The sequence below is a fragment of the Bacillus sp. FSL R5-0709 genome (assembly GCF_038004785.1).
GTDB lineage: Bacteria > Bacillota > Bacilli > Bacillales > Bacillaceae_G > Bacillus_A > Bacillus_A mycoides.
The window spans coordinates 4216240-4234574 of the sequence record NZ_JBBORT010000001.1 but is presented as its reverse complement, the minus strand read 5'-3'; the positions used below and the strand labels follow the sequence as shown (position 1 = coordinate 4234574).

The 18335-nt window shown below is 37.5% G+C and carries 18 protein-coding genes and 2 pseudogenes; 14 read left to right on the top strand and 6 right to left on the bottom strand.

Annotated elements, in window-relative coordinates; all coding sequences use genetic code 11:
• Nucleotides 1-75: 75 nt before the first annotated feature.
• Nucleotides 76-618, bottom strand: coding sequence for a transcription repressor NadR (locus tag MKX37_RS21670; protein ID WP_002034157.1), 543 nt, complete (start codon nt 616-618; stop codon nt 76-78).
• Complete coding sequence (locus MKX37_RS21665) at nt 618-1760, bottom strand: IscS subfamily cysteine desulfurase (RefSeq protein WP_002034158.1); 1143 nt, start codon at nt 1758-1760, stop codon at nt 618-620. The genes MKX37_RS21670 and MKX37_RS21665 overlap by 1 nt, the downstream gene beginning before the upstream one ends.
• A gap of 153 nt (nt 1761-1913) precedes the next feature.
• On the opposite strand from MKX37_RS21665, the gene nadB reads away from it, so the two are divergent.
• From nadB to MKX37_RS21640, 6 genes and pseudogenes are all read left to right on the top strand, one after another.
• Nucleotides 1914-3443: an L-aspartate oxidase gene (gene nadB, locus MKX37_RS21660; protein ID WP_002067402.1), complete on the top strand. Its 1530-nt coding sequence runs from the start codon at nt 1914-1916 to the stop codon at nt 3441-3443.
• A 19-nt stretch (nt 3444-3462) separates the two neighbouring features.
• Nucleotides 3463-4296: a carboxylating nicotinate-nucleotide diphosphorylase gene (gene nadC / locus MKX37_RS21655; RefSeq protein ID WP_002034160.1), complete on the top strand. Its 834-nt coding sequence runs from the start codon at nt 3463-3465 to the stop codon at nt 4294-4296.
• A gap of 30 nt (nt 4297-4326) precedes the next feature.
• Entirely contained in the window at nt 4327-5433 is a 1107-nt protein-coding gene (gene nadA, locus MKX37_RS21650; protein ID WP_002034162.1) for a quinolinate synthase NadA, read from the top strand.
• A gap of 224 nt (nt 5434-5657) precedes the next feature.
• Nucleotides 5658-5814, top strand: a pseudogene (safA, locus tag MKX37_RS27490) (SafA/ExsA family spore coat assembly protein); the annotation flags it as partial.
• Between the two features lie 155 nt (nt 5815-5969).
• Nucleotides 5970-7663: pseudogene (locus MKX37_RS21645) on the top strand (spore coat protein).
• 180 nt (nt 7664-7843) lie between these two features.
• A complete protein-coding gene (locus MKX37_RS21640) occupies nt 7844-8491 on the top strand; it encodes a YhcN/YlaJ family sporulation lipoprotein (RefSeq protein WP_002015328.1) in 648 nt (215 codons plus the stop codon).
• 32 nt (nt 8492-8523) lie between these two features.
• On the opposite strand, the gene MKX37_RS21635 is transcribed toward MKX37_RS21640, so the two are convergent.
• The gene (locus tag MKX37_RS21635; protein WP_002167630.1) at nt 8524-8958 is read right to left on the bottom strand and encodes a hypothetical protein; all 435 of its coding nucleotides are present in this window, start codon (nt 8956-8958) and stop codon (nt 8524-8526) included.
• A gap of 433 nt (nt 8959-9391) precedes the next feature.
• Between MKX37_RS21635 and MKX37_RS21630 the strand changes: the two genes are divergently transcribed.
• Complete coding sequence (locus tag MKX37_RS21630) at nt 9392-9907, top strand: BofC C-terminal domain-containing protein (RefSeq protein ID WP_002167631.1); 516 nt, start codon at nt 9392-9394, stop codon at nt 9905-9907.
• A 10-nt stretch (nt 9908-9917) separates the two neighbouring features.
• Here MKX37_RS21630 and MKX37_RS21625 read toward each other — a convergent pair whose 3' ends face one another.
• The gene (locus MKX37_RS21625) at nt 9918-10862 is read right to left on the bottom strand and encodes an iron-hydroxamate ABC transporter substrate-binding protein (RefSeq protein ID WP_002167632.1); all 945 of its coding nucleotides are present in this window, start codon (nt 10860-10862) and stop codon (nt 9918-9920) included.
• A gap of 189 nt (nt 10863-11051) precedes the next feature.
• Between MKX37_RS21625 and ruvA the strand changes: the two genes are divergently transcribed.
• The 6 genes from ruvA to yajC are packed head-to-tail and all read left to right on the top strand — an operon-like array spanning nt 11052 to nt 15385.
• On the top strand, nt 11052-11669 hold the full coding sequence (gene ruvA / locus MKX37_RS21620) for a Holliday junction DNA helicase RuvA (protein WP_002088786.1): 618 nt from the start codon (nt 11052-11054) through the stop codon (nt 11667-11669).
• Between the two features lie 5 nt (nt 11670-11674).
• Entirely contained in the window at nt 11675-12676 is a 1002-nt protein-coding gene (gene ruvB, locus MKX37_RS21615; protein ID WP_000344470.1) for a Holliday junction branch migration DNA helicase RuvB, read from the top strand.
• On the top strand, nt 12673-12873 hold the full coding sequence (locus tag MKX37_RS21610; RefSeq protein WP_000138161.1) for a DUF2905 domain-containing protein: 201 nt from the start codon (nt 12673-12675) through the stop codon (nt 12871-12873). Before ruvB ends, MKX37_RS21610 begins: the two co-directional genes overlap by 4 nt.
• A 19-nt stretch (nt 12874-12892) precedes the next feature.
• Entirely contained in the window at nt 12893-13945 is a 1053-nt protein-coding gene (gene queA, locus MKX37_RS21605) for a tRNA preQ1(34) S-adenosylmethionine ribosyltransferase-isomerase QueA (RefSeq protein ID WP_002167633.1), read from the top strand.
• A gap of 12 nt (nt 13946-13957) precedes the next feature.
• Nucleotides 13958-15097, top strand: a complete 1140-nt coding sequence (gene tgt, locus MKX37_RS21600) for a tRNA guanosine(34) transglycosylase Tgt (RefSeq protein ID WP_002015319.1) — start codon at nt 13958-13960, stop codon at nt 15095-15097.
• A 27-nt stretch (nt 15098-15124) separates the two neighbouring features.
• Nucleotides 15125-15385 carry a preprotein translocase subunit YajC gene (gene yajC, locus MKX37_RS21595; RefSeq protein ID WP_002015317.1) on the top strand — a complete coding sequence of 87 codons (261 nt, stop codon included), beginning with the start codon at nt 15125-15127 and terminating at the stop codon, nt 15383-15385.
• Between the two features lie 37 nt (nt 15386-15422).
• On the opposite strand, the gene MKX37_RS21590 is transcribed toward yajC, so the two are convergent.
• Nucleotides 15423-15806, bottom strand: coding sequence for a TIGR04086 family membrane protein (locus MKX37_RS21590; RefSeq protein WP_002015315.1), 384 nt, complete (start codon nt 15804-15806; stop codon nt 15423-15425).
• Nucleotides 15807-15910: 104 nt separating this feature from the next.
• On the opposite strand from MKX37_RS21590, the gene MKX37_RS21585 reads away from it, so the two are divergent.
• Nucleotides 15911-16567 carry a DUF421 domain-containing protein gene (locus MKX37_RS21585; RefSeq protein WP_002143230.1) on the top strand — a complete coding sequence of 219 codons (657 nt, stop codon included), beginning with the start codon at nt 15911-15913 and terminating at the stop codon, nt 16565-16567.
• 29 nt (nt 16568-16596) lie between these two features.
• Here MKX37_RS21585 and spoVB read toward each other — a convergent pair whose 3' ends face one another.
• Nucleotides 16597-18156 (bottom strand): stage V sporulation protein B, encoded by a 1560-nt coding sequence (gene spoVB / locus MKX37_RS21580; RefSeq protein WP_002015313.1) that lies wholly within the window; start codon nt 18154-18156, stop codon nt 16597-16599.
• Nucleotides 18157-18335: the final 179 nt, after the last annotated feature.

The window sequence follows — 18335 nt, the reverse complement described above, 5'->3', positions numbered from 1 at the left end:
TTTACAATTGATTACAATATTATATCATTTACAAAATAAAAGCACAGAGAATGATAAAAAACTCTGTGCTTTACATTAATAAACGAGAAATCCAGCGCGGTCTAGTGCCTCACAGGCAGCATCTAATTTCTCTTTAGAATCTGCTTCGATTGTATGTAAGTGAATACCATCTGTCAGTTGCGAAAGATAGGAAGCGTTTGTGTTTTCGATTTTTTGTAAATATTGCTCTACATCGAAGCGATTACTTACCATAATCGATGCTGTTAAGTCGCCGTATACAGGATGCTCAACTTTTACGTCTTTAATTGTAACGCCGTGGTCAACTAACATAGTAAGTTCTTGACGTACTTCTGCCGGTTTATGTTGGCATACGATTACGCGTTCAAAAGCTTGTTGTCTTGTTTGTGGCTTTAAATATAAATACCCTTGTGCAGTCGCAATAATTGGTTCATTTCGTGCTTTTAGTAAGGAAATGTCTTGAACGATAACTTGCCTACTTACGTTTGTCTTTTTAGATAGTTCATTCCCTGATAACGGTTCATTTGCAGCAAGAAGCCACTCAAGGATGAGTTGTCGTCTTTCTTCGCCTAAAATCTTTTTTTGATCATTTTGTTTCATTATGATTTAACACCTCTATAAAATTGATTTCCAATTGTGTGTAGTGCATGAATAGTTGTATCAATTTGTTCTTTCGTTGTGTGATGTCCGAAAGAAAAGCGGACATATTGTTTTGCCTCTTCATACGTTTTTCCAATTGCAAGCATTGTTTTTGAAGGGTCTTGTTTACCTACTTGGCAAGCACTTCCAGTTGAAATGGCTATACCATGACGGTTACATTCTAACATTGTATACTGACCTTCTATTCCTTTTATTGTAACCCCAATAATATGTGGTAAACAAGAAGTAGAATGTCCTTTCACTTCAATTTCTAGAGGAAGTGTTTGTAATTGCTCTAAAAAATAAGATCGTAATTGTTTAAAACGAAAGCTCTCTTCCTTTTGATTCTTTAATATATGCTCTGCGGCTGTTAAAAAAGCAGCGATTCCAGGAACGTTCACTGTACCAGGGCGAAAGCCTTTTTCATGAGAAGTTCCCGGAAATACTTGTTCCCAGCGAACTTGCGGATTTATATAGCAAGCTCCAACTCCTTTTGGTCCGTATATTTTATGGGCTGAAACAGAAAGACTATCAATCTCCATCGCTTTAACGTCTATTGGAAGTTTACCAAACGTTTGAACACAATCCGAATGAAATAAAACATTATATTTTTTTAAAAGTGCTCCGATCTCTGCAATGTTTTGAACGGTCCCGATTTCAGAGTTTCCGTGCTGTATACTTGCTAGAGCAGTATCTTCTGTAATAGCTGCTTCTAAATCTACTAAATGAATTATCCCACTTTTATCAACAGGAATCTCAGTAATAGTATAACCTTGCGATTGTAAGGATTGAAAATAACTTCGAATCGATGCGTGTTCCATAGGTGTCGTAATAATGTGCTTTCCATTTCTAGCATTTAGAAGGGATTGAATCGCAAGGTAGTTAGATTCTGAACCGCCGCTTGTAAAGAATACACCTTGTTCCTTACCCCCAATCATTTCTGCAAATGTTTCTCTACAAACTTGCAATAAAGATGATGCACTTCCGCCGATATCGTGTAAACTTTGTTCATTTCCGAAATATGTTTTTGCCGCTGCTATATATGTTTCTAAAGCTTCTTCGCTCATAGGTGTTGTCGCTGCATAATCTAGATATATCATCATGTAATTTCCTCTCTTCAGTAAGAGTGACATTTGTTTTCGTTTTTAGAATGGTAGTGAAAATAAGAATTGTAAAAAAACTCTTGTCATTATTTTAAAACTATGTAAATATAGGTGTCAAGACAGTTGGAAAGTGTAAAGTGGGAGGCAACAATTATGCCAAGTGCAGATGTCTTGATTATTGGAAGTGGCGTTGCGGCGCTTCGTGTTGCGAAAGAGCTTTGTCACGAAAAGAATGTGATAATTATCACAAAAAAAACAGGACGTAATAATAATACACATTTAGCTCAAGGAGGAATTGCAGCAGCTGTTGCTACATATGACGATCCGAGTGGGCATTTTGAAGATACATTAGTGGCAGGTTGCCATTATAACAACGAAGAAGCAGTTCGTTATTTAGTTGAAGAGGGACCGAAAGAAATAAGTAAGCTTATTACGAATGGAATGAAATTTGATGGGGATGAAAAAGGGATCCACCTTGGTAAAGAAGGGGCGCATCGAAAACGGCGCATTTTACATGCCGGAGGAGATGCAACTGGTAAAAATCTATTAGAGCATTTAATACAAGAAGTAGTTCCGAACGTTACTGTCGTTGAGCATGAAATGGTGCTCGATTTTATTATAGAAAATAATAAATGCATAGGAGCTTTAACGCGAAATAGTGAAGGGAAGCTGAAGCGTTACTATGCTGATAATACGGTGTTAGCATCAGGAGGAATAGGTGGTTTGTACGCCTTTACATCGAATGATGAGACAATTACAGGCGATGGACTTGCGATGATATATCGAGCTGGGGGAGAACTTGTTGATTTAGAATTTGTACAATTTCATCCGACGATGTTATACGTGGACGGGCGATGTTGTGGTCTCGTTTCTGAAGCAGTCCGTGGTGAAGGAGCTGTCCTTATAAATGGAAAAGGACAGCGTTTTATGATGGATATACATCCCGGGAAAGATCTCGCACCGCGTGATGTAGTGGCAAGGGCTATTCATGAACAACTTCTTGCAGGTGAAAAAGTGTACTTAAACATCGAAACCATTCAAAACTTTGAACAACGTTTTCCGACCGTCTCATCATTATGTAAAAAGAATGGTATTGATTTAAAAGAAAATTCTATTCCGGTCGTACCGGGCGCTCATTTTCATATGGGCGGCGTGAAGACGAATTGTGACGGAGAGACGTCCATTTCAAACTTATATGCGGTCGGTGAAGTGGCTTGTAATGGAGTTCATGGTGCGAATAGATTGGCGAGTAATTCATTATTAGAAGGTCTTGTGTTTGGAAGACGAATAGGAAAACACATTTTAGCTAAGCCAGCAGAGGAAAGAAAAAATGTGCCGGAAGAGAGAGGGAAAAGTTTTATAGCTCTTAATGATTTACCGTTGAAAGAAGAAATACAAGAATGCATGATGAAATATGTTGGGATTGTGCGAACTGAGAAAAATTTATCATATGCTCAGAGATGGTTTAGTAGGTACGGTGTGCGAAATATGATCTTACAATATGATGCACTTACAAATGAAGAGATAACGCTTATTAATATGTTAACAGTTTGTGAGCTTATAACAGTATCAGCTTTGCAAAGAGAAGACAGTATTGGTGGTCATTATCGCATTGATTATCCAGAAAGAAATAGCGTGAAAAAAGAGATTATCCGAGTGAGAAGAAAACTACAACTTGTTTAATAAGGGGAAGAGGGGTTTTATGAATACGTTAAAAGTTAAGGAAGCATTAAATCGATTTTTTCTAGAAGATATAGGAGAAAGAGATGTAACATCTCAGCTTATCTTTCCCGATAATGCACTTGCGAAAGGAACGTTTCTTGTAAAGGATACAGGGGTATTTGCAGGGTGCTTAGTAATTGAAGAAGGATTTAAATTAATTGATCAGAGAATTGGAGTTGAACTTCATAAAAAAGATGGGGATCTTGTAGAAAAAGGAGAAATAATTGCAACCGTGCAAGGCCCAATCGCATCATTATTAACGGCAGAGCGCGTTATATTAAACGTTATTCAGCGTATGAGCGGGATAGCGACGATGACACGTAAGGCGGTTTTTGCTTTAGATAGCAGTCATACACGCATTTGTGATACGAGAAAAACGATGCCAGGACTACGTATGTTTGATAAATATGCTGTAGTATGCGGGGGCGGATTTAACCACAGATTCGGTTTATATGATGGTGTCATGATTAAAGATAATCATATTGCTTTTGCTGGCTCGATTACAAAAGCTGTTACATCGGTGAAAGAAAGATTGGGACATATGGTGAAAGTAGAAGTCGAAACAGAGACAGAGGCGCAAGTAAGAGAAGCAGTAGAGGCCGGCGCAGATGTTATTATGTTCGATAATCGTACGCCAGAAGAGATTCGTGAGTTTTCAAAAATTGTACCAAGTGCCATCGTCACGGAGGCTTCAGGTGGTATTACAATTGAAGATTTATCAAAATACGGAAAAACAGGGGTAGATTATATTTCACTTGGAGCGTTAACACATTCAGTGAAAGCACTTGATATTAGTTTTAATATTGAGGCCTAATGAGAGTGGTTTAGAGGGGGAGAATCATAAATGGGTATTTTAGAGAAAGTTCAGCCAATCGAAGTAATGTTACCAGAGCGTTATCAAACGATGTCTATATTAGAGATGGAAGAGCGTGTCCGTGAAATTAAAGAAAAAATGGGGGCATTACTATTTATTCCAGGACATCATTATCAAAAAGATGAAGTGGTGCAATTTTCAGATGCAGCAGGGGACTCACTTCAACTCGCGCAAGTTGCAGCGAATAATAAAGAGGCAAAATATATTGTGTTTTGTGGTGTGCACTTTATGGCAGAAACGGCAGATATGTTAACGACAGATGATCAAATTGTCATCTTACCAGATATGCGTGCCGGCTGTTCTATGGCAGATATGGCAGATATTGAACAAACAGAAAGAGCGTGGAAAGAGCTCGCGAAATTATTTGGGGATACGATGATTCCATTAACGTATGTAAATTCAACAGCTGCGATCAAAGCGTTTTGTGGTCGTAATGGAGGGGCAACAGTAACCTCTTCCAATGCAAAACAAATGGTGTCTTGGGCGTTTACACAAAAAGAGCGTCTCGTCTTTTTACCAGACCAACATTTAGGAAGAAATACAGCGTATGATTTAGGTATTCCGTTAGAAAAAATGGCAGTGTGGAACCCGCATACAGATTCATTAGAGTACGATGGAGATATAGAAGAAATTCAAGTGATTTTATGGAAAGGCCATTGTTCTGTTCATCAAAACTTCACTGTGAAAAATATTGAAAATGTGCGAAAAAATCATCCGGATATGAATATTATTGTTCACCCTGAATGTTGTTATGAAGTGGTTGCTGCTTCTGATTATGCAGGATCAACGAAATATATTATTGATATGATTGAAGCAGCTCCGGCGGGAAGTAAGTGGGCGATTGGTACAGAGATGAATTTAGTGAACCGAATTATTCAGCAACATCCAGATAAAGAAATTATTTCGCTAAATCCGTTTATGTGTCCTTGCTTAACGATGAACCGAATTGACTTACCTCACCTGTTATGGGTACTTGAGAACATAGAAAGAGGAGAACAAATTAACGTTATTCGTGTAGAGAAACAAGTAACAGAAGAGGCAGTTCTTGCATTAAATCGTATGTTAGAGCGCGTTTAAAGCAGCGGGATTTCCGTTGCTTTTTTTCGTACATATAATCATAACAAGGATGAAATAGGCATACATTGTGTTGAGGAAATCATTGCGGTTTTTCTATGCTTATTCCACTTCGAATCATATTGAAAATAGAAGAAGTGATAAAAGTAAAAGAAGTTAATGTTGTTTAGAAAGTGTTACTTCAAAGTGTTTTTACTTATAGATAAGTTATACAGGAGGGGGAAAATTTGAAAATTCATATCGTGCAAAAAGGGGAGACCCTTTGGAAAATTGCAAAAAAGTACGGAGTGGATTTTGAAACGCTAAAAAAAACAAATACACAGCTTAGCAATCCAGACCTAATTATGCCAGGGATGAAAATTAAAGTGCCATCGCATAGCGTTCATGTGAAACAACAAACTGGATCGGGTTCAGCGCCCCCGAAACAATATGTAAAAGAGGTGCAGCAAAAAGAGTTTGCATCAACACCAACGCCACTTGCAATAGAAGATGAAGATGAGATCACGTATCAATCAACACCTATTACACAACAACCAGCTATGCAACAAACGCAAAAAGAAATGCAGATAAAACCGCAAAAAGAAATACAGGTGAAGCCGCAAAAGGAAGTGCAAGTGAAGCCGCAAAAAGAAGTGCAAAAAGAAATTCCGATTCAAAAAGAGAAGCCAGTTGAAAAGCCGCCTGTCATTCAAAAACCACCTGTTGTAGAGAAAGTAGAAAAACTAAAACCTACTACGAAAGAAAATACTAAATTTTCTATCAATGTATTACCGCAGCCGCCGCAACCACCAATTAAAGCGAAAAAAGAATATAAAATTTCAGACGTAATAAAAAAGGGAAGCGAGTTAATTGCTCCTCAAATTAATAAAATGAAACCTAACAATGTCATTTCTCCGCAAACGAAAAAAGACAATATAGGAAACATAGTGTCACCGCAAGTGAAAAAAGACAATATAGGGAATATAGTGTCGCCGCAAGTGAAGAAAGAGAATGTAGGGAATATAGTGTCGCCGCAAGTGAAGAAAGAGAATGTAGGGAATATAGTGTCGCCGCAAGTGAAAAAAGAAAATGTAGGAAGCATAGTCTCACCAAACGTATCAAAAGAAAGTGTTACTATCCCGCAAGTAATACCGCCTAATATTCAAGTGCCGAATATAATGCCAATAATGGATAACAATCAACCACCAAATATAATGCCAATAATGGATAACAATCAACCACCAAATATAATGCCAATAATGGATAACAATCAACCACCAAATATAATGCCAATAATGGATAACAATCAACCACCGAATATAATGCCAATAATGGATAACAATCAACCACCAAATATGATGCCAATAATGGATAACAATCAACCACCAAATATATGCCAATAATGGATAACAATCAACCACCAAATATAATGCCAATAATGGATAACAATCAACCACCGAATATAATGCCAATAATGGATAACAATCAACCACCAAATATGATGCCGATAATGGATAACAACCAAATGCCAAATATGATGCCGATAATGGATAACAACCAAATGCCAAATATGATGCCGATAATGGATAACAACCAAATGCCAAATATGATGCCGATAATGGATAACAACCAAATGCCAAATATGATGCCGATAATGGATAACAACCAAATGCCAAATATGATGCCGATAATGGATAACAACCAAATGCCAAATATGATGCCGATAATGGATAACAACCAAATGCCAAACATGATGCCAATAATGGATAACAATCAAATGCCGAACATGATGCCGATAATGGATAACAATCAAATGCCGAACATGATGCCAATAATGGATAACAATCAAATGCCAAACATGATGCCGATAATGGATAACAATCAAATGCCGAACATGATGCCATATCAACAGCCAATGATGCCGCCATATCCGCAGTATCAGCAACAAAATCCATACAATCAAATGCCGTATCAACAAATGGCACCGCAATATACTTCTATGCCAAATCCAAATATAATGCCAATGGATAATAATATGCCACCACTCGTACAAGGGGAAGAAGATTGTGGATGCGGAGGAGAGAGTAGGTTATATAGTCCGCAACCGGGTGGACCACAATACGCCAATCCTTTATATTATCAACCAACTCAGCCAGCATATGCACCACAGCCAGGAACGATGTATTATCAGCCGGACCCACCAAACGTATTTGGAGAACCAGTTTCAGAAGAAGAGGACGAAGAGGAAGTTTAAAAAAAGGTGGGGTTATTCCCACCTTTTTTGTATTCGTGATAGTCAGGAATATGGTGAATTTACATTAAGTGCTAGAAAATTCCTAGTGAAATATTAACAGTGTAAAAACCCTCTCTGTTACTCATCATAAGGGGGAGCCTTTCGAAAGAGAAGTTCATTCTAACAGAGGGGGTTTTTGTATTGAATACGAAAGTAAAAGTTATTGCTGCTTCTTTGTTAGTTACCAGTGCATTAGCTGCATGTGGTACACCAAAAGATAATAATGCGATGGATGGACGTAACTATAATTACGAGCGTACATCTTATAATGATACACACCAGTATCGTGATAATGTAGCGCGTAACGATCGTTCTACAGATTATGTAACATATAGAAACGGTCGTAACGATACAGGATATAATAATTATTACCGTGATGTAAATTATAATGGGCAAATTGCTAATCCACATCCAACTCGTAATATTACAATGAACAATTCATACATTAACAATGATGGTAAAACTGCGGAGAAAATTACGAATCGTGTGAAACGTATGAATAACGTAGACCGAGTTTCTACAGTTGTATATGGAAACGATGTAGCGATTGCGGTAAAACCACGTAATACAGCGACGAATGAAACAGCGATGGCGAACGAAATTCGTCAAGCTGTTGCGAATGAAGTTGGAAATAGAAACGTATATGTTTCTGTAAGAAATGACATGTTTACTCGTGTCGATGCAATGAGTACGCGTTTACGTAACGGCACAGCTACAAACGATTTTAATCGTGACATAACAAATATGTTCCGAGACATTCGTTACGGTCTGACTGGTACTATGCGATAACAAATTAAAGAGGAAGGGCTAGCCCTTCCTCTTTATTCATCGTCGTCTTGTAAACGGCGTTTTTTTATAAAATAACTAACGGAGTAAGACGCTAAAAAGCATATGAAGAGAATACCACCTGTTAAAATAGCTTCAAATAGAGGTCTTTCTGGACTGAAAATGATATAAATAATAGCCATGATAATTCCTACAATAAGAGAGCGTAAAATAATTTTGTAATAAGGAGTTAACTTTATTTCCTTTTCGCTTTCTTCTACATCGATAGAAACGCTTAACTGTAAATAACTAAGTACAATACTTGTAAGAATAAATAATAACCACAATGGAGATTTCGTAATTTGATCCATTCCTTCTGTGAATCCGATATAGCCTAAAATTCCGATTATACCAATTGATTGAAAAAGAAAGGCAATACGTATGTTTTTTAACATTTGAAGTATGAGGCGTTCATCTTTAATTTTTTTCAAGGCATTCATCCCCTGTTTATATTTATAGTATTAATTGTAACATATATATTACATTAATCAATTTATAATTTACATAAATTTCAATTGGTTGAAAGAGGAAGAAAAATATATTTAGAAATATATTGCGCTTCTACCTTGTTAATGTTATATTAGCAAAGCGATGAGCTAATTTACGTAAGTCGAGAGATATGCTTAAGTGCTAAACACGCGAATGTGGTCGCCTGGTCTTTCGCCGTAAACGCATCAGACGCCTGCTTTGCAGGCGTCTTTCATTTTATATAAAAGTAAATGATACATGCAGATGAGGATTAACCCTTATCTGCATTTTTTATTTTCCTTAGAAATTTAATGCTATTGTTTATATGGATAAAACCCCCATTTCCGGAAAAGCTACAAATGAAAGTATGATTTTGCCTAGAAGAGGTGAACGGAAATGAAATGGATGCTAATTGCAGTGCAAGCTTTCGTTGTGATGTTTTGCTTAGCTTATGGATCCGATGTGAGGGCAGAAATAACAGAAAAAGTACCTGAAGTTACAATTTTATTAGAGCGTATGTATGTTGATGGAGAAGTAAGCGAGGAAATACTGACAGAAAAAGTAGCGGATTTAGAAAAGTTTTTGCAGCAATATAAAGAATGGCAACTTGTTGATCGTGATGATGTGCAAATCGTATTACAAAGGAAAGTTGATGATATTTCTCCTTTACTGAAAACGAGCGGTTATTTTGGTGTTTCAGAGGAAGGGATATTGCAAATTTTTAAAGGGGTACCGAAAAGTGATAACGCGATCCATTCCTTCTTTCAAATTGATATGAAAAAGCTTGAGAGTTATGAGCGAGCAAAACTAAAGCGTGGTATTCGTATTAAGTCAAAAGAAGGATTCGTGAAGACAATCGAAAAAATGAAGCAATACGCAGTGCAAAATAATAAAAAAAGCAGCTCAGGGTGAGCTGTTTTTTTTATTTATTCTTAGCTAAAATCTCTTTTGCGATTTCATCAATTAGCATATCTTTTCCGATTGGATTGAATGCTTTCGTATTGAAGGCTTCATTCGATACTTCATATACGTGATTGTTTTTTACTGCTTTATTATCTTTCCAAACCGCACTGTTTTTATAGTCTTCGTACACTTTATCAGCTTCTCCGCCGAAGTTTACAATAAACATTTGATCAGGCTGGAATGCAACAAGACCTTCTAGTGATACTTGTGCCATCGTTTGTTTTAAATCTGTACCTTTTGTTGCTGGAAGCTTTAAGTCGTTAAAGATGATGTCACCGTATCCGAAGCTACCGTATACACGGAAGTTTTGTGGTGTAACTGCAACGAACATAAAGTTCTCATCTTTTGTTTTCTCTTTAATTTTTTTAGATAAAGAGTCTGCTTTTTTATCGTAATCTGCAATCCATTTGTCTGCTTTCTTTTCTTCGTCAAATAGTTTACCTACTTCTTTAAACTTACCGCGCCAGTCTTCTAGATTTGTTTCCAGAACAACTGTCGGTGCCACTTTTTCTAGTTGATCATAAATTTTCAATTGACGATTGTTTAAAATAATTAAGTCTGGTTTTAAAGCAGTAACAGCCTCTAAATCAACTTTAGGTGCCCAATACCAGCCAACTGCTTTTACTCCGTCTAACTTTTCAGTTAAATGATTTTGGATTTTATCTTTATATGTGTTTGCTGTGCCAACAGGTTTATGTCCAAGGATTAATAATTCCTCTGTTGATCCAGATAAATCAACAATTCTCTTTGGATTAGCTGGAATTGTTGCTTCCCCTTTAGCATGTTTTACAACTTTTGTTTTCGGTTGTTCTTTTGTTTTTTCTTCTTCTTTTTGAGAAGAACAGCCAACGATAGAAAGAACAACTAGCATGATAGTAAATAAAATAAATAGCTTTTGTTTCATCCTGATGTAACCCCTTTAATTAATATTGATAATCATTATTGACTCCTGTATAGTAATGTTCTTTTTGTATTTATGTCAATAGAAAAAAACGGAAATTGTAAACGGGGAACATTTGTTGGGGCAGTCTCGCTTTTCTATTGTTAAATATGTTAAAATGGAATACATGATTTGAGAGGGAGAGATCGTATTTTGTTTGAATATGTTACAGGTTACGTGGAGTATGTAGGACCGGAATATGTCGTAATTGACCATAATGGAATTGGTTATCAAATTTTCACACCAAATCCGTATGTATTTCAAAGAAGTAAGCAAGAAATCCGTGTCTATACATATCATTATGTGAGAGAAGATATTATGGCACTTTACGGTTTTAAAACACGTGAAGAGCGTTTATTATTTACAAAATTGTTAGGTGTATCGGGGATTGGACCAAAAGGTGCTCTTGCAATTTTAGCTTCTGGTCAAACCGGACAGGTCGTTCAAGCGATTGAACATGAAGATGAGAAGTTCTTAGTGAAGTTCCCAGGCGTCGGAAAGAAAACAGCGCGCCAAATGATTTTAGATTTAAAAGGAAAACTAGCAGATGTTGTACCAGATGCGTTTGTTGATTTGTTCTCAGATACTGAAAGTTTTGATACGAAGAAAGGTTCATCAGTTGAACTTGATGAAGCACTGGAAGCACTGCGTGCACTTGGCTATGCAGAACGAGAAGTCTCTCGCGTTGTACCAGAGTTATTAAAAGAATCACTAACGACGGATCAATATATTAAAAAGGCACTTAGTCTTTTACTAAATGGTAAGAGGTGAGTATAATGGACGAACGTCTCCTTTCAGGGGAATCTGGATACGAAGATGCGGATTTAGAGTATTCATTACGGCCACAGACGCTCCGTCAGTACATTGGCCAAGATAAAGCGAAACATAATTTAGAAGTGTTTATTGAAGCGGCGAAAATGCGTGAAGAAACGTTAGATCACGTACTTTTATATGGCCCACCTGGACTTGGTAAAACGACGCTTGCGAATATTATTGCCAATGAAATGGGTGTTAACATTCGAACGACGTCAGGTCCCGCAATTGAAAGACCAGGAGATTTAGCAGCTGTATTAACAGCGCTTCAGCCAGGAGATGTATTATTTATTGATGAAATTCATCGTTTGCATAGATCTATTGAAGAAGTGCTATACCCAGCGATGGAAGACTTTTGCCTTGATATTGTTATTGGGAAAGGACCATCAGCTCGCTCTGTACGCCTAGATTTACCTCCATTTACGCTAGTTGGGGCAACGACGCGTGCAGGTGCATTATCAGCACCACTTCGTGACCGTTTCGGTGTACTTTCACGATTAGAGTACTATACAGTAGATCAGCTTTCTGCGATTGTAGAACGCACAGCAGAAGTGTTTGAAGTTGAAATAGATTCGTTAGCTGCATTAGAAATTGCAAGACGTGCCCGTGGTACACCTCGTATTGCGAATCGTCTATTACGACGTGTACGTGACTTCGCACAAGTTCGCAGTGACGGAACGATTGCGATGGAAATTACACAAATGGCGTTAGAACTATTACAAGTAGATAAATTAGGACTTGATCATATCGACCATAAATTACTGCTTGGTATTATTGAAAAGTTCCGCGGTGGTCCAGTTGGATTAGAAACTGTTTCAGCAACGATTGGGGAAGAATCTCATACGATTGAAGATGTGTATGAGCCGTATTTATTACAAATTGGCTTTTTACAAAGAACGCCAAGAGGCCGGATCGTAACACCGCTCGCATATGAGCATTTCGGAATGGAGATGCCCAAAGTATGACGGAGATGCCAAAGCTGCTTATTACAGCTGGTATTTTGCTCATTGTTGTTGGATTAGCTTGGAAGTTCATAGGAAGGCTTCCAGGCGATATTTTTGTGAAAAAAGGTAACGTTACCTTTTATTTTCCTATCATTACATGTATTGTGTTAAGTATTGCATTATCTTTCATTATGTATATAATAAATCGATTCAAATAAGAAATAGGTGGATACAGTTATGGATATTAATCTGTTTGATTTTCATTTACCAGAAGAACTCATTGCACAAATTCCGCTTGAAGAGCGTGAAACATCAAGATTGATGGTGTTAGACCGTGAAACAGGAGATATTGAGCATAAACATTTTACAGACATTCTTTCTTACTTACAAGAGGGGGATTGCTTAGTTTTAAATGAAACGAAAGTGATGCCAGCTCGCTTGCACGGTGTGAAAGAAGATACAGGTGCACACATTGAAGTGCTTCTTTTGAAACAAGAGGAAGGCGATAAGTGGGAAACGCTTATAAAGCCAGCGAAGCGTGTAAAAGAAGGAACTGTCATCTCTTTTGGTGAAGGAAAGTTAAAAGCAACTTGCATTGGAACAGCAGATCAAGGTGGGCGTCAACTTGAGTTTTCATATGACGGCATCTTTTATGAAATTTTAGACGAGCTTGGAGAAATGCCACTTCCTCCATATATTAAAGAGACGCTAGAAGATCGCGATCGTTATCAAACGGTATATGCGAAGGAAATCGGTTCAGCAGCAGCACCGACGGCTGGCCTTCACTTTACAGAAGAGTTACTTGAGAAATTGAAGCAAAAAGGCGTCGGGTTAGCATTCATTACACTCCATGTAGGACTTGGAACTTTTAGACCAGTTTCTGCAGATACTATTGAAGAGCATCATATGCACGCAGAGTATTACCATATGTCTGAAGAGACTGCGGCGTTATTAAACCGCGTGAAAGAGAATGGCGGCCGTATTATTACTGTAGGTACGACATCAACTCGTACGTTAGAAACGATTGCGACAGATAATAGTGGTAAGCTTTGCGCAGCTTCTGGCTGGACAGATATTTTTATGTACCCAGGATATGAATTTAAAGCAATTGATGGTTTAATTACAAACTTCCATTTGCCGAAATCAACATTAATTATGCTTGTAAGTGCATTTTCAAATAGAGATAATGTACTTCATGCTTATAATGAAGCAGTAAAAGAAAAATATCGTTTCTTTAGTTTCGGTGATGCGATGTTCGTTGCATCTCACGCTAAAATGAGAAACAAATAAAAGGAGTAAATTATGACAGCAATTCGTTATGAATTTATTAAAACTTGTAAACAAACGGGTGCGCGTTTAGGTCGAGTGCACACGCCACACGGCTCATTTGATACACCGACATTTATGCCAGTTGGTACACTTGCAACAGTTAAAACAATGTCACCAGAAGAATTAAAAGCAATGGATTCTGGCATTATTTTAAGCAATACGTATCATTTATGGCTACGTCCAGGCCACGAAATTATTCGTGAAGCAGGTGGCTTGCATAAGTTTATGAACTGGGATCGTGCAATCTTAACGGATTCAGGTGGATTCCAAGTATTTAGCTTAAGTGATTTCCGACGTATTGAAGAGGAAGGTGTTCATTTCCGCAATCACTTAAATGGCGATAAATTATTCTTATCTCCAGAAAAAGCGATGGAAATCCAAAATGCATTAGGTTCAGATATCATGATGGCATTTGATGAGTGTCCACCGTTCCCAGCTACTTTTGAATACATGAAAAAGTCGGTAGAGCGTACAAGCCGCTGGGCAGAGCGTTGCCTAAAGGCGCATGAACGTCCACAAGATCAAGGTTTATTCGGTATTGTACAGGGCGGGGAGTTTGAAGAACTTCGTCGTCAAAGTGCGAAAGATCTTGTTTCAATGGACTTCCCTGGCTATGCTATCGGCGGTCTATCTGTTGGTGAACCGAAGGATATTATGAATCGTGTTCTTGAGTTTACAACACCACTTCTTCCTGATGATAAACCACGTTACTTAATGGGTGTAGGTTCTCCTGACTCGTTAATTGATGGTGCGATTCGCGGTGTTGATATGTTTGACTGTGTACTTCCAACTCGTATCGCTCGAAATGGTACATGTATGACAAGTGAAGGCCGCTTAGTTGTGAAAAATGCGAAATTCGCTAGAGACTTCGGGCCGCTTGATCCGAACTGTGATTGCTACACATGTAAAAACTATTCTCGTGCGTACATTCGTCACTTAATGAAATGTGATGAAACGTTCGGAATTCGTTTAACGTCTTATCACAACCTTCATTTTCTGTTAAACTTAATGGAGCAGGTGAGACAAGCTATTCGTGAAGACCGTCTTGGCGATTTCCGCGAAGAGTTCTTTGAACAGTATGGCTTTAATAAACCGAATGCTAAAAACTTCTAATACATAATTTAAAAGGAGGAACACAAGATGAATGCAGGTATGATGAATATCGTTATGATTGTTGCGATGTTTGCGATTTTCTATTTCTTATTAATTCGCCCGCAACAAAAGCGTCAAAAAGCAGTTGCACAAATGCAAAATGAAATCAAAAAAGGTGATGCTATCGTAACAATCGGTGGTTTACACGCTACAATCGAATCAGTGGATGAAACAAAAATTGTTGTTAAATCTGGTGGTGCACACTTAACTTTCGATCGCAATGCGATTCGTGAAGTTGTGAAAAACTAATGATGAAGGCCCTGCATGAAATGTGCAGGGCCTTTTTTTAACTATTTTGTTTTGACATATTTACACCGAAAATACCTCCGAGTGTACTCGCACCCATCAATGCTAATTGGTAGAGTAACTGTGAGTTCGATAAAGTTTGAGAGAAGCCTAAATAGTTAACGAGAAAGACGAGAATAGCGAATGTAAGGCCTGTTGTGAAACCTACTAGCCATCCTTTTCCTTGTGCCTTTTTACCAGCAATAAATCCGGACATAAGCATAGATAGAAGGGCTATTATAAAAATAATAATTACTAATGTCCCTTCATTAATATTCGTAAATTTTAATAAAAGAGCCATGATCATACTTGTAATAGATGCGAGGATTAATAGGGTAATAATACCGAAGCCGATTGCGCTCGATAATTTTTTCGTTCCATCCATTATGCATTCCCCCTTTTTAATACAAGCATATTTTCATTTTGTTTAAGTTAGACTAGTTTCTTTTTTTGTAGGGGAGCCTATAAGTAAAAAAAGGGGATGTAGAAATGGAATGGGTATCAATAATCGGACGAACAATGCTTTTGTATATAATCATTTTAATTATTTTTCGTCTTATGGGTAAACGTGAAATTGGAGAATTAAGTGTATTAGATTTAGTTGTATTCATTATGCTCGGTGAAATGGCTGTAGTGGCAATCGAAAATACAGATAAATCACTTTGGCATCAATTAGTTCCAATGACTTTTCTTATGTGTATACAAATCATTTTGTCGGTCATTTCTTTAAAGTTTCAGCGTTTTCGGCATTTAATAGAAGGGGAGCCTGCGATTCTTGTGAATGCAGGTAAAATTGATGAAAAAAAGATGCGGAAGCAGCGATATAACATAGATGATTTATTGATGCAACTACGTGAGCAAGGAATCGGAGATGTGCGTGATGTAGAATACGCTATTTTAGAACCATCTGGAAAGTTATCTGTCTTTCAAAAACAAAAAAGTAAAAAGAGCAAAAATGATACACCAATTTTTACACTCCCACTAATTATTGATGGAGAAATTCAATACAATCATTTGCAAATGATCGAACATACAGATGGGTGGCTCGTTGAGAAACTGAATAACTTAGGTTATAAAGATGTGAAACGGATTTTATATTGTAGTTTTCAAAATGGACAGTTTTTCGTTGATTTGAAAGAAAATTAGAGGCTTACCATTTTGAATGGCAAGCCTGCTTACTTCAAAAATGAAAGTTTCCGAATGATAGGGAGACGACTTAATTCTTCTTTTCGAATGAGTTTGAAAACGAAGAGGAGAACGATATAAACGATTGTTGTTAAAGTGATTTCCCATAATGTTTGTATGCCAAGTGAATGAGAAAAAACGATATACTTATGAAGATAAAAACCGAAGGTACCAGCAATCCCGATAGCAATTCCGCCGAAAATATAGTCTTTTGCATAAATGGTAAATGCAATTTTCTTTAAAACAGTGGCGTAGTGAAGGAATGTTACGGTTACTATATTTGCTGCGATGGCGAGGGCAACCCCCATCATTTGGAACTCTGGGCGTGAAGCGAGTACAAAGATAACGATTAATTTTACGATAGCGCCAATAAATGTGTTCATCATAGCAGCGCGTGCTAAGTTTAAAGCTTGCAACACAGATGTAAGGGGGCTTTGAAAATAATGAAATAAAAAGCAAGGTGCAAGAAGCTGGATGAAAGCGGCCGCGTTGTCTGATCCGTACATGAGAGTTAAAACTGGAGAAGCAAATACATATAATATAACGACTGACCATCCGCCGGTTATTAAGGAAATTCGAAGTGCTTGTTGTAATCGGTGTTCTACTAATTTGTGTTGTCTCTTTGCCATTGCCTCGCTAATTGATGGGACGAGTGCTGTAGAAAGAGCATATGTAATAAAGGCTGGCAGTGATAGAAGTGGGAACGCATATCCGTTTAATATACCGTATTGCTGAGTTGCGACAGAAGCAGCAACGCCGGCGATCGCTAAGCTTTGCATAACGACGATAGGTTCAAAGAAATAAGAAACGGAACCAATTAAACGGCTTCCTGTAGTTGGTAAAGCAATGTCCATAAGGGAATAAAATGTATTTTTGCTCTCCTTTACAGTAGTGAAAAATCCAGAGCGTATAGATAAATGTTTTTCGCGTTGGAATAAAGTAAGTAAAAATAATAAAGATGCAACTTCACCTAGAACAGCTGATAGCATGGCACCGGCTGCAGCATATTCTACGCCGTAAGGTAAAAATAACCGAATGCATACAGCGATAATTGTAATGCGGACAACTTGTTCTATGACTTGAGCGTAAGCGCTCGGCTTCATGTTTTGTTTCCCTTGGAAATAACCACGTAAAACGGAAGAAACTGCAATAACGGGGACGACAGGTAAAATAGCCATTAATGGATAGTAAGTTCTTTCATCTGTTAATAATGTTTTTGCTAAAATAGGTGTGAGTAGCATAATCCCAATTGTTAAAATGATACTAATAATGGATGTAACGGCTAGTGAGACAGTTAATATTTTTTTAACTCTTTGCTTATCGTTCACTGCTTCTGCTTCTGCTACAAATTTTGCGATTGCAACAGGAAGGCCAATTTGTGTTAATGTAATTGCTAAAATGAAGGTGGGGACAGCCATCATATAAAGGCCGACGCCTTCTTCGCCTAAAATACGTGCCATTACAATGCGGTTAATAAATCCAAGGATTTTTGTAATAAAACCGGCTATCATTAAAATAAATGCGCCTTTTAAAAAGCTTTGTCTCGTCATACTCTTCTCCTACCTTCTCAAAATCAATGGAATGATTTACAATAATTTATATGCACGTATGAGACAAGAATGACAAGCATTTAAGAGAGTGAAGTATGAATGGTACTCTTGAAAGAAGTTATTACTGTCCATTAGAGCGGGATTAAAAGCGACTTTTCGTGCTGAAATAAGAAGGAGAT

Excerpts from the sequence above, each read along its gene's own strand:
- nadA (WP_002034162.1), top strand. The coding sequence starts at position 4,327 with ATGGGTATTTTAGAGAAAGTTCAGCCAATCGAAGTAATGTTACCAGAG.
- MKX37_RS21585 (WP_002143230.1), top strand. The coding sequence starts at position 15,911 with ATGGAATGGGTATCAATAATCGGACGAACAATGCTTTTGTATATAATC.
- nadC (WP_002034160.1), top strand. The coding sequence starts at position 3,463 with ATGAATACGTTAAAAGTTAAGGAAGCATTAAATCGATTTTTTCTAGAA.
- MKX37_RS21665 (WP_002034158.1), bottom strand. The coding sequence starts at position 1,760 with ATGATGATATATCTAGATTATGCAGCGACAACACCTATGAGCGAAGAA.
- MKX37_RS21610 (WP_000138161.1), top strand. The coding sequence starts at position 12,673 with ATGACGGAGATGCCAAAGCTGCTTATTACAGCTGGTATTTTGCTCATT.
- MKX37_RS21590 (WP_002015315.1), bottom strand. The coding sequence starts at position 15,806 with ATGGATGGAACGAAAAAATTATCGAGCGCAATCGGCTTCGGTATTATT.
- MKX37_RS21625 (WP_002167632.1), bottom strand. The coding sequence starts at position 10,862 with ATGAAACAAAAGCTATTTATTTTATTTACTATCATGCTAGTTGTTCTT.
- ruvB (WP_000344470.1), top strand. The coding sequence starts at position 11,675 with ATGGACGAACGTCTCCTTTCAGGGGAATCTGGATACGAAGATGCGGAT.
- yajC (WP_002015317.1), top strand. The coding sequence starts at position 15,125 with ATGAATGCAGGTATGATGAATATCGTTATGATTGTTGCGATGTTTGCG.
- queA (WP_002167633.1), top strand. The coding sequence starts at position 12,893 with ATGGATATTAATCTGTTTGATTTTCATTTACCAGAAGAACTCATTGCA.
- nadB (WP_002067402.1), top strand. The coding sequence starts at position 1,914 with ATGCCAAGTGCAGATGTCTTGATTATTGGAAGTGGCGTTGCGGCGCTT.
- MKX37_RS21670 (WP_002034157.1), bottom strand. The coding sequence starts at position 618 with ATGAAACAAAATGATCAAAAAAAGATTTTAGGCGAAGAAAGACGACAA.
- MKX37_RS21630 (WP_002167631.1), top strand. The coding sequence starts at position 9,392 with ATGAAATGGATGCTAATTGCAGTGCAAGCTTTCGTTGTGATGTTTTGC.
- tgt (WP_002015319.1), top strand. The coding sequence starts at position 13,958 with ATGACAGCAATTCGTTATGAATTTATTAAAACTTGTAAACAAACGGGT.
- spoVB (WP_002015313.1), bottom strand. The coding sequence starts at position 18,156 with ATGACGAGACAAAGCTTTTTAAAAGGCGCATTTATTTTAATGATAGCC.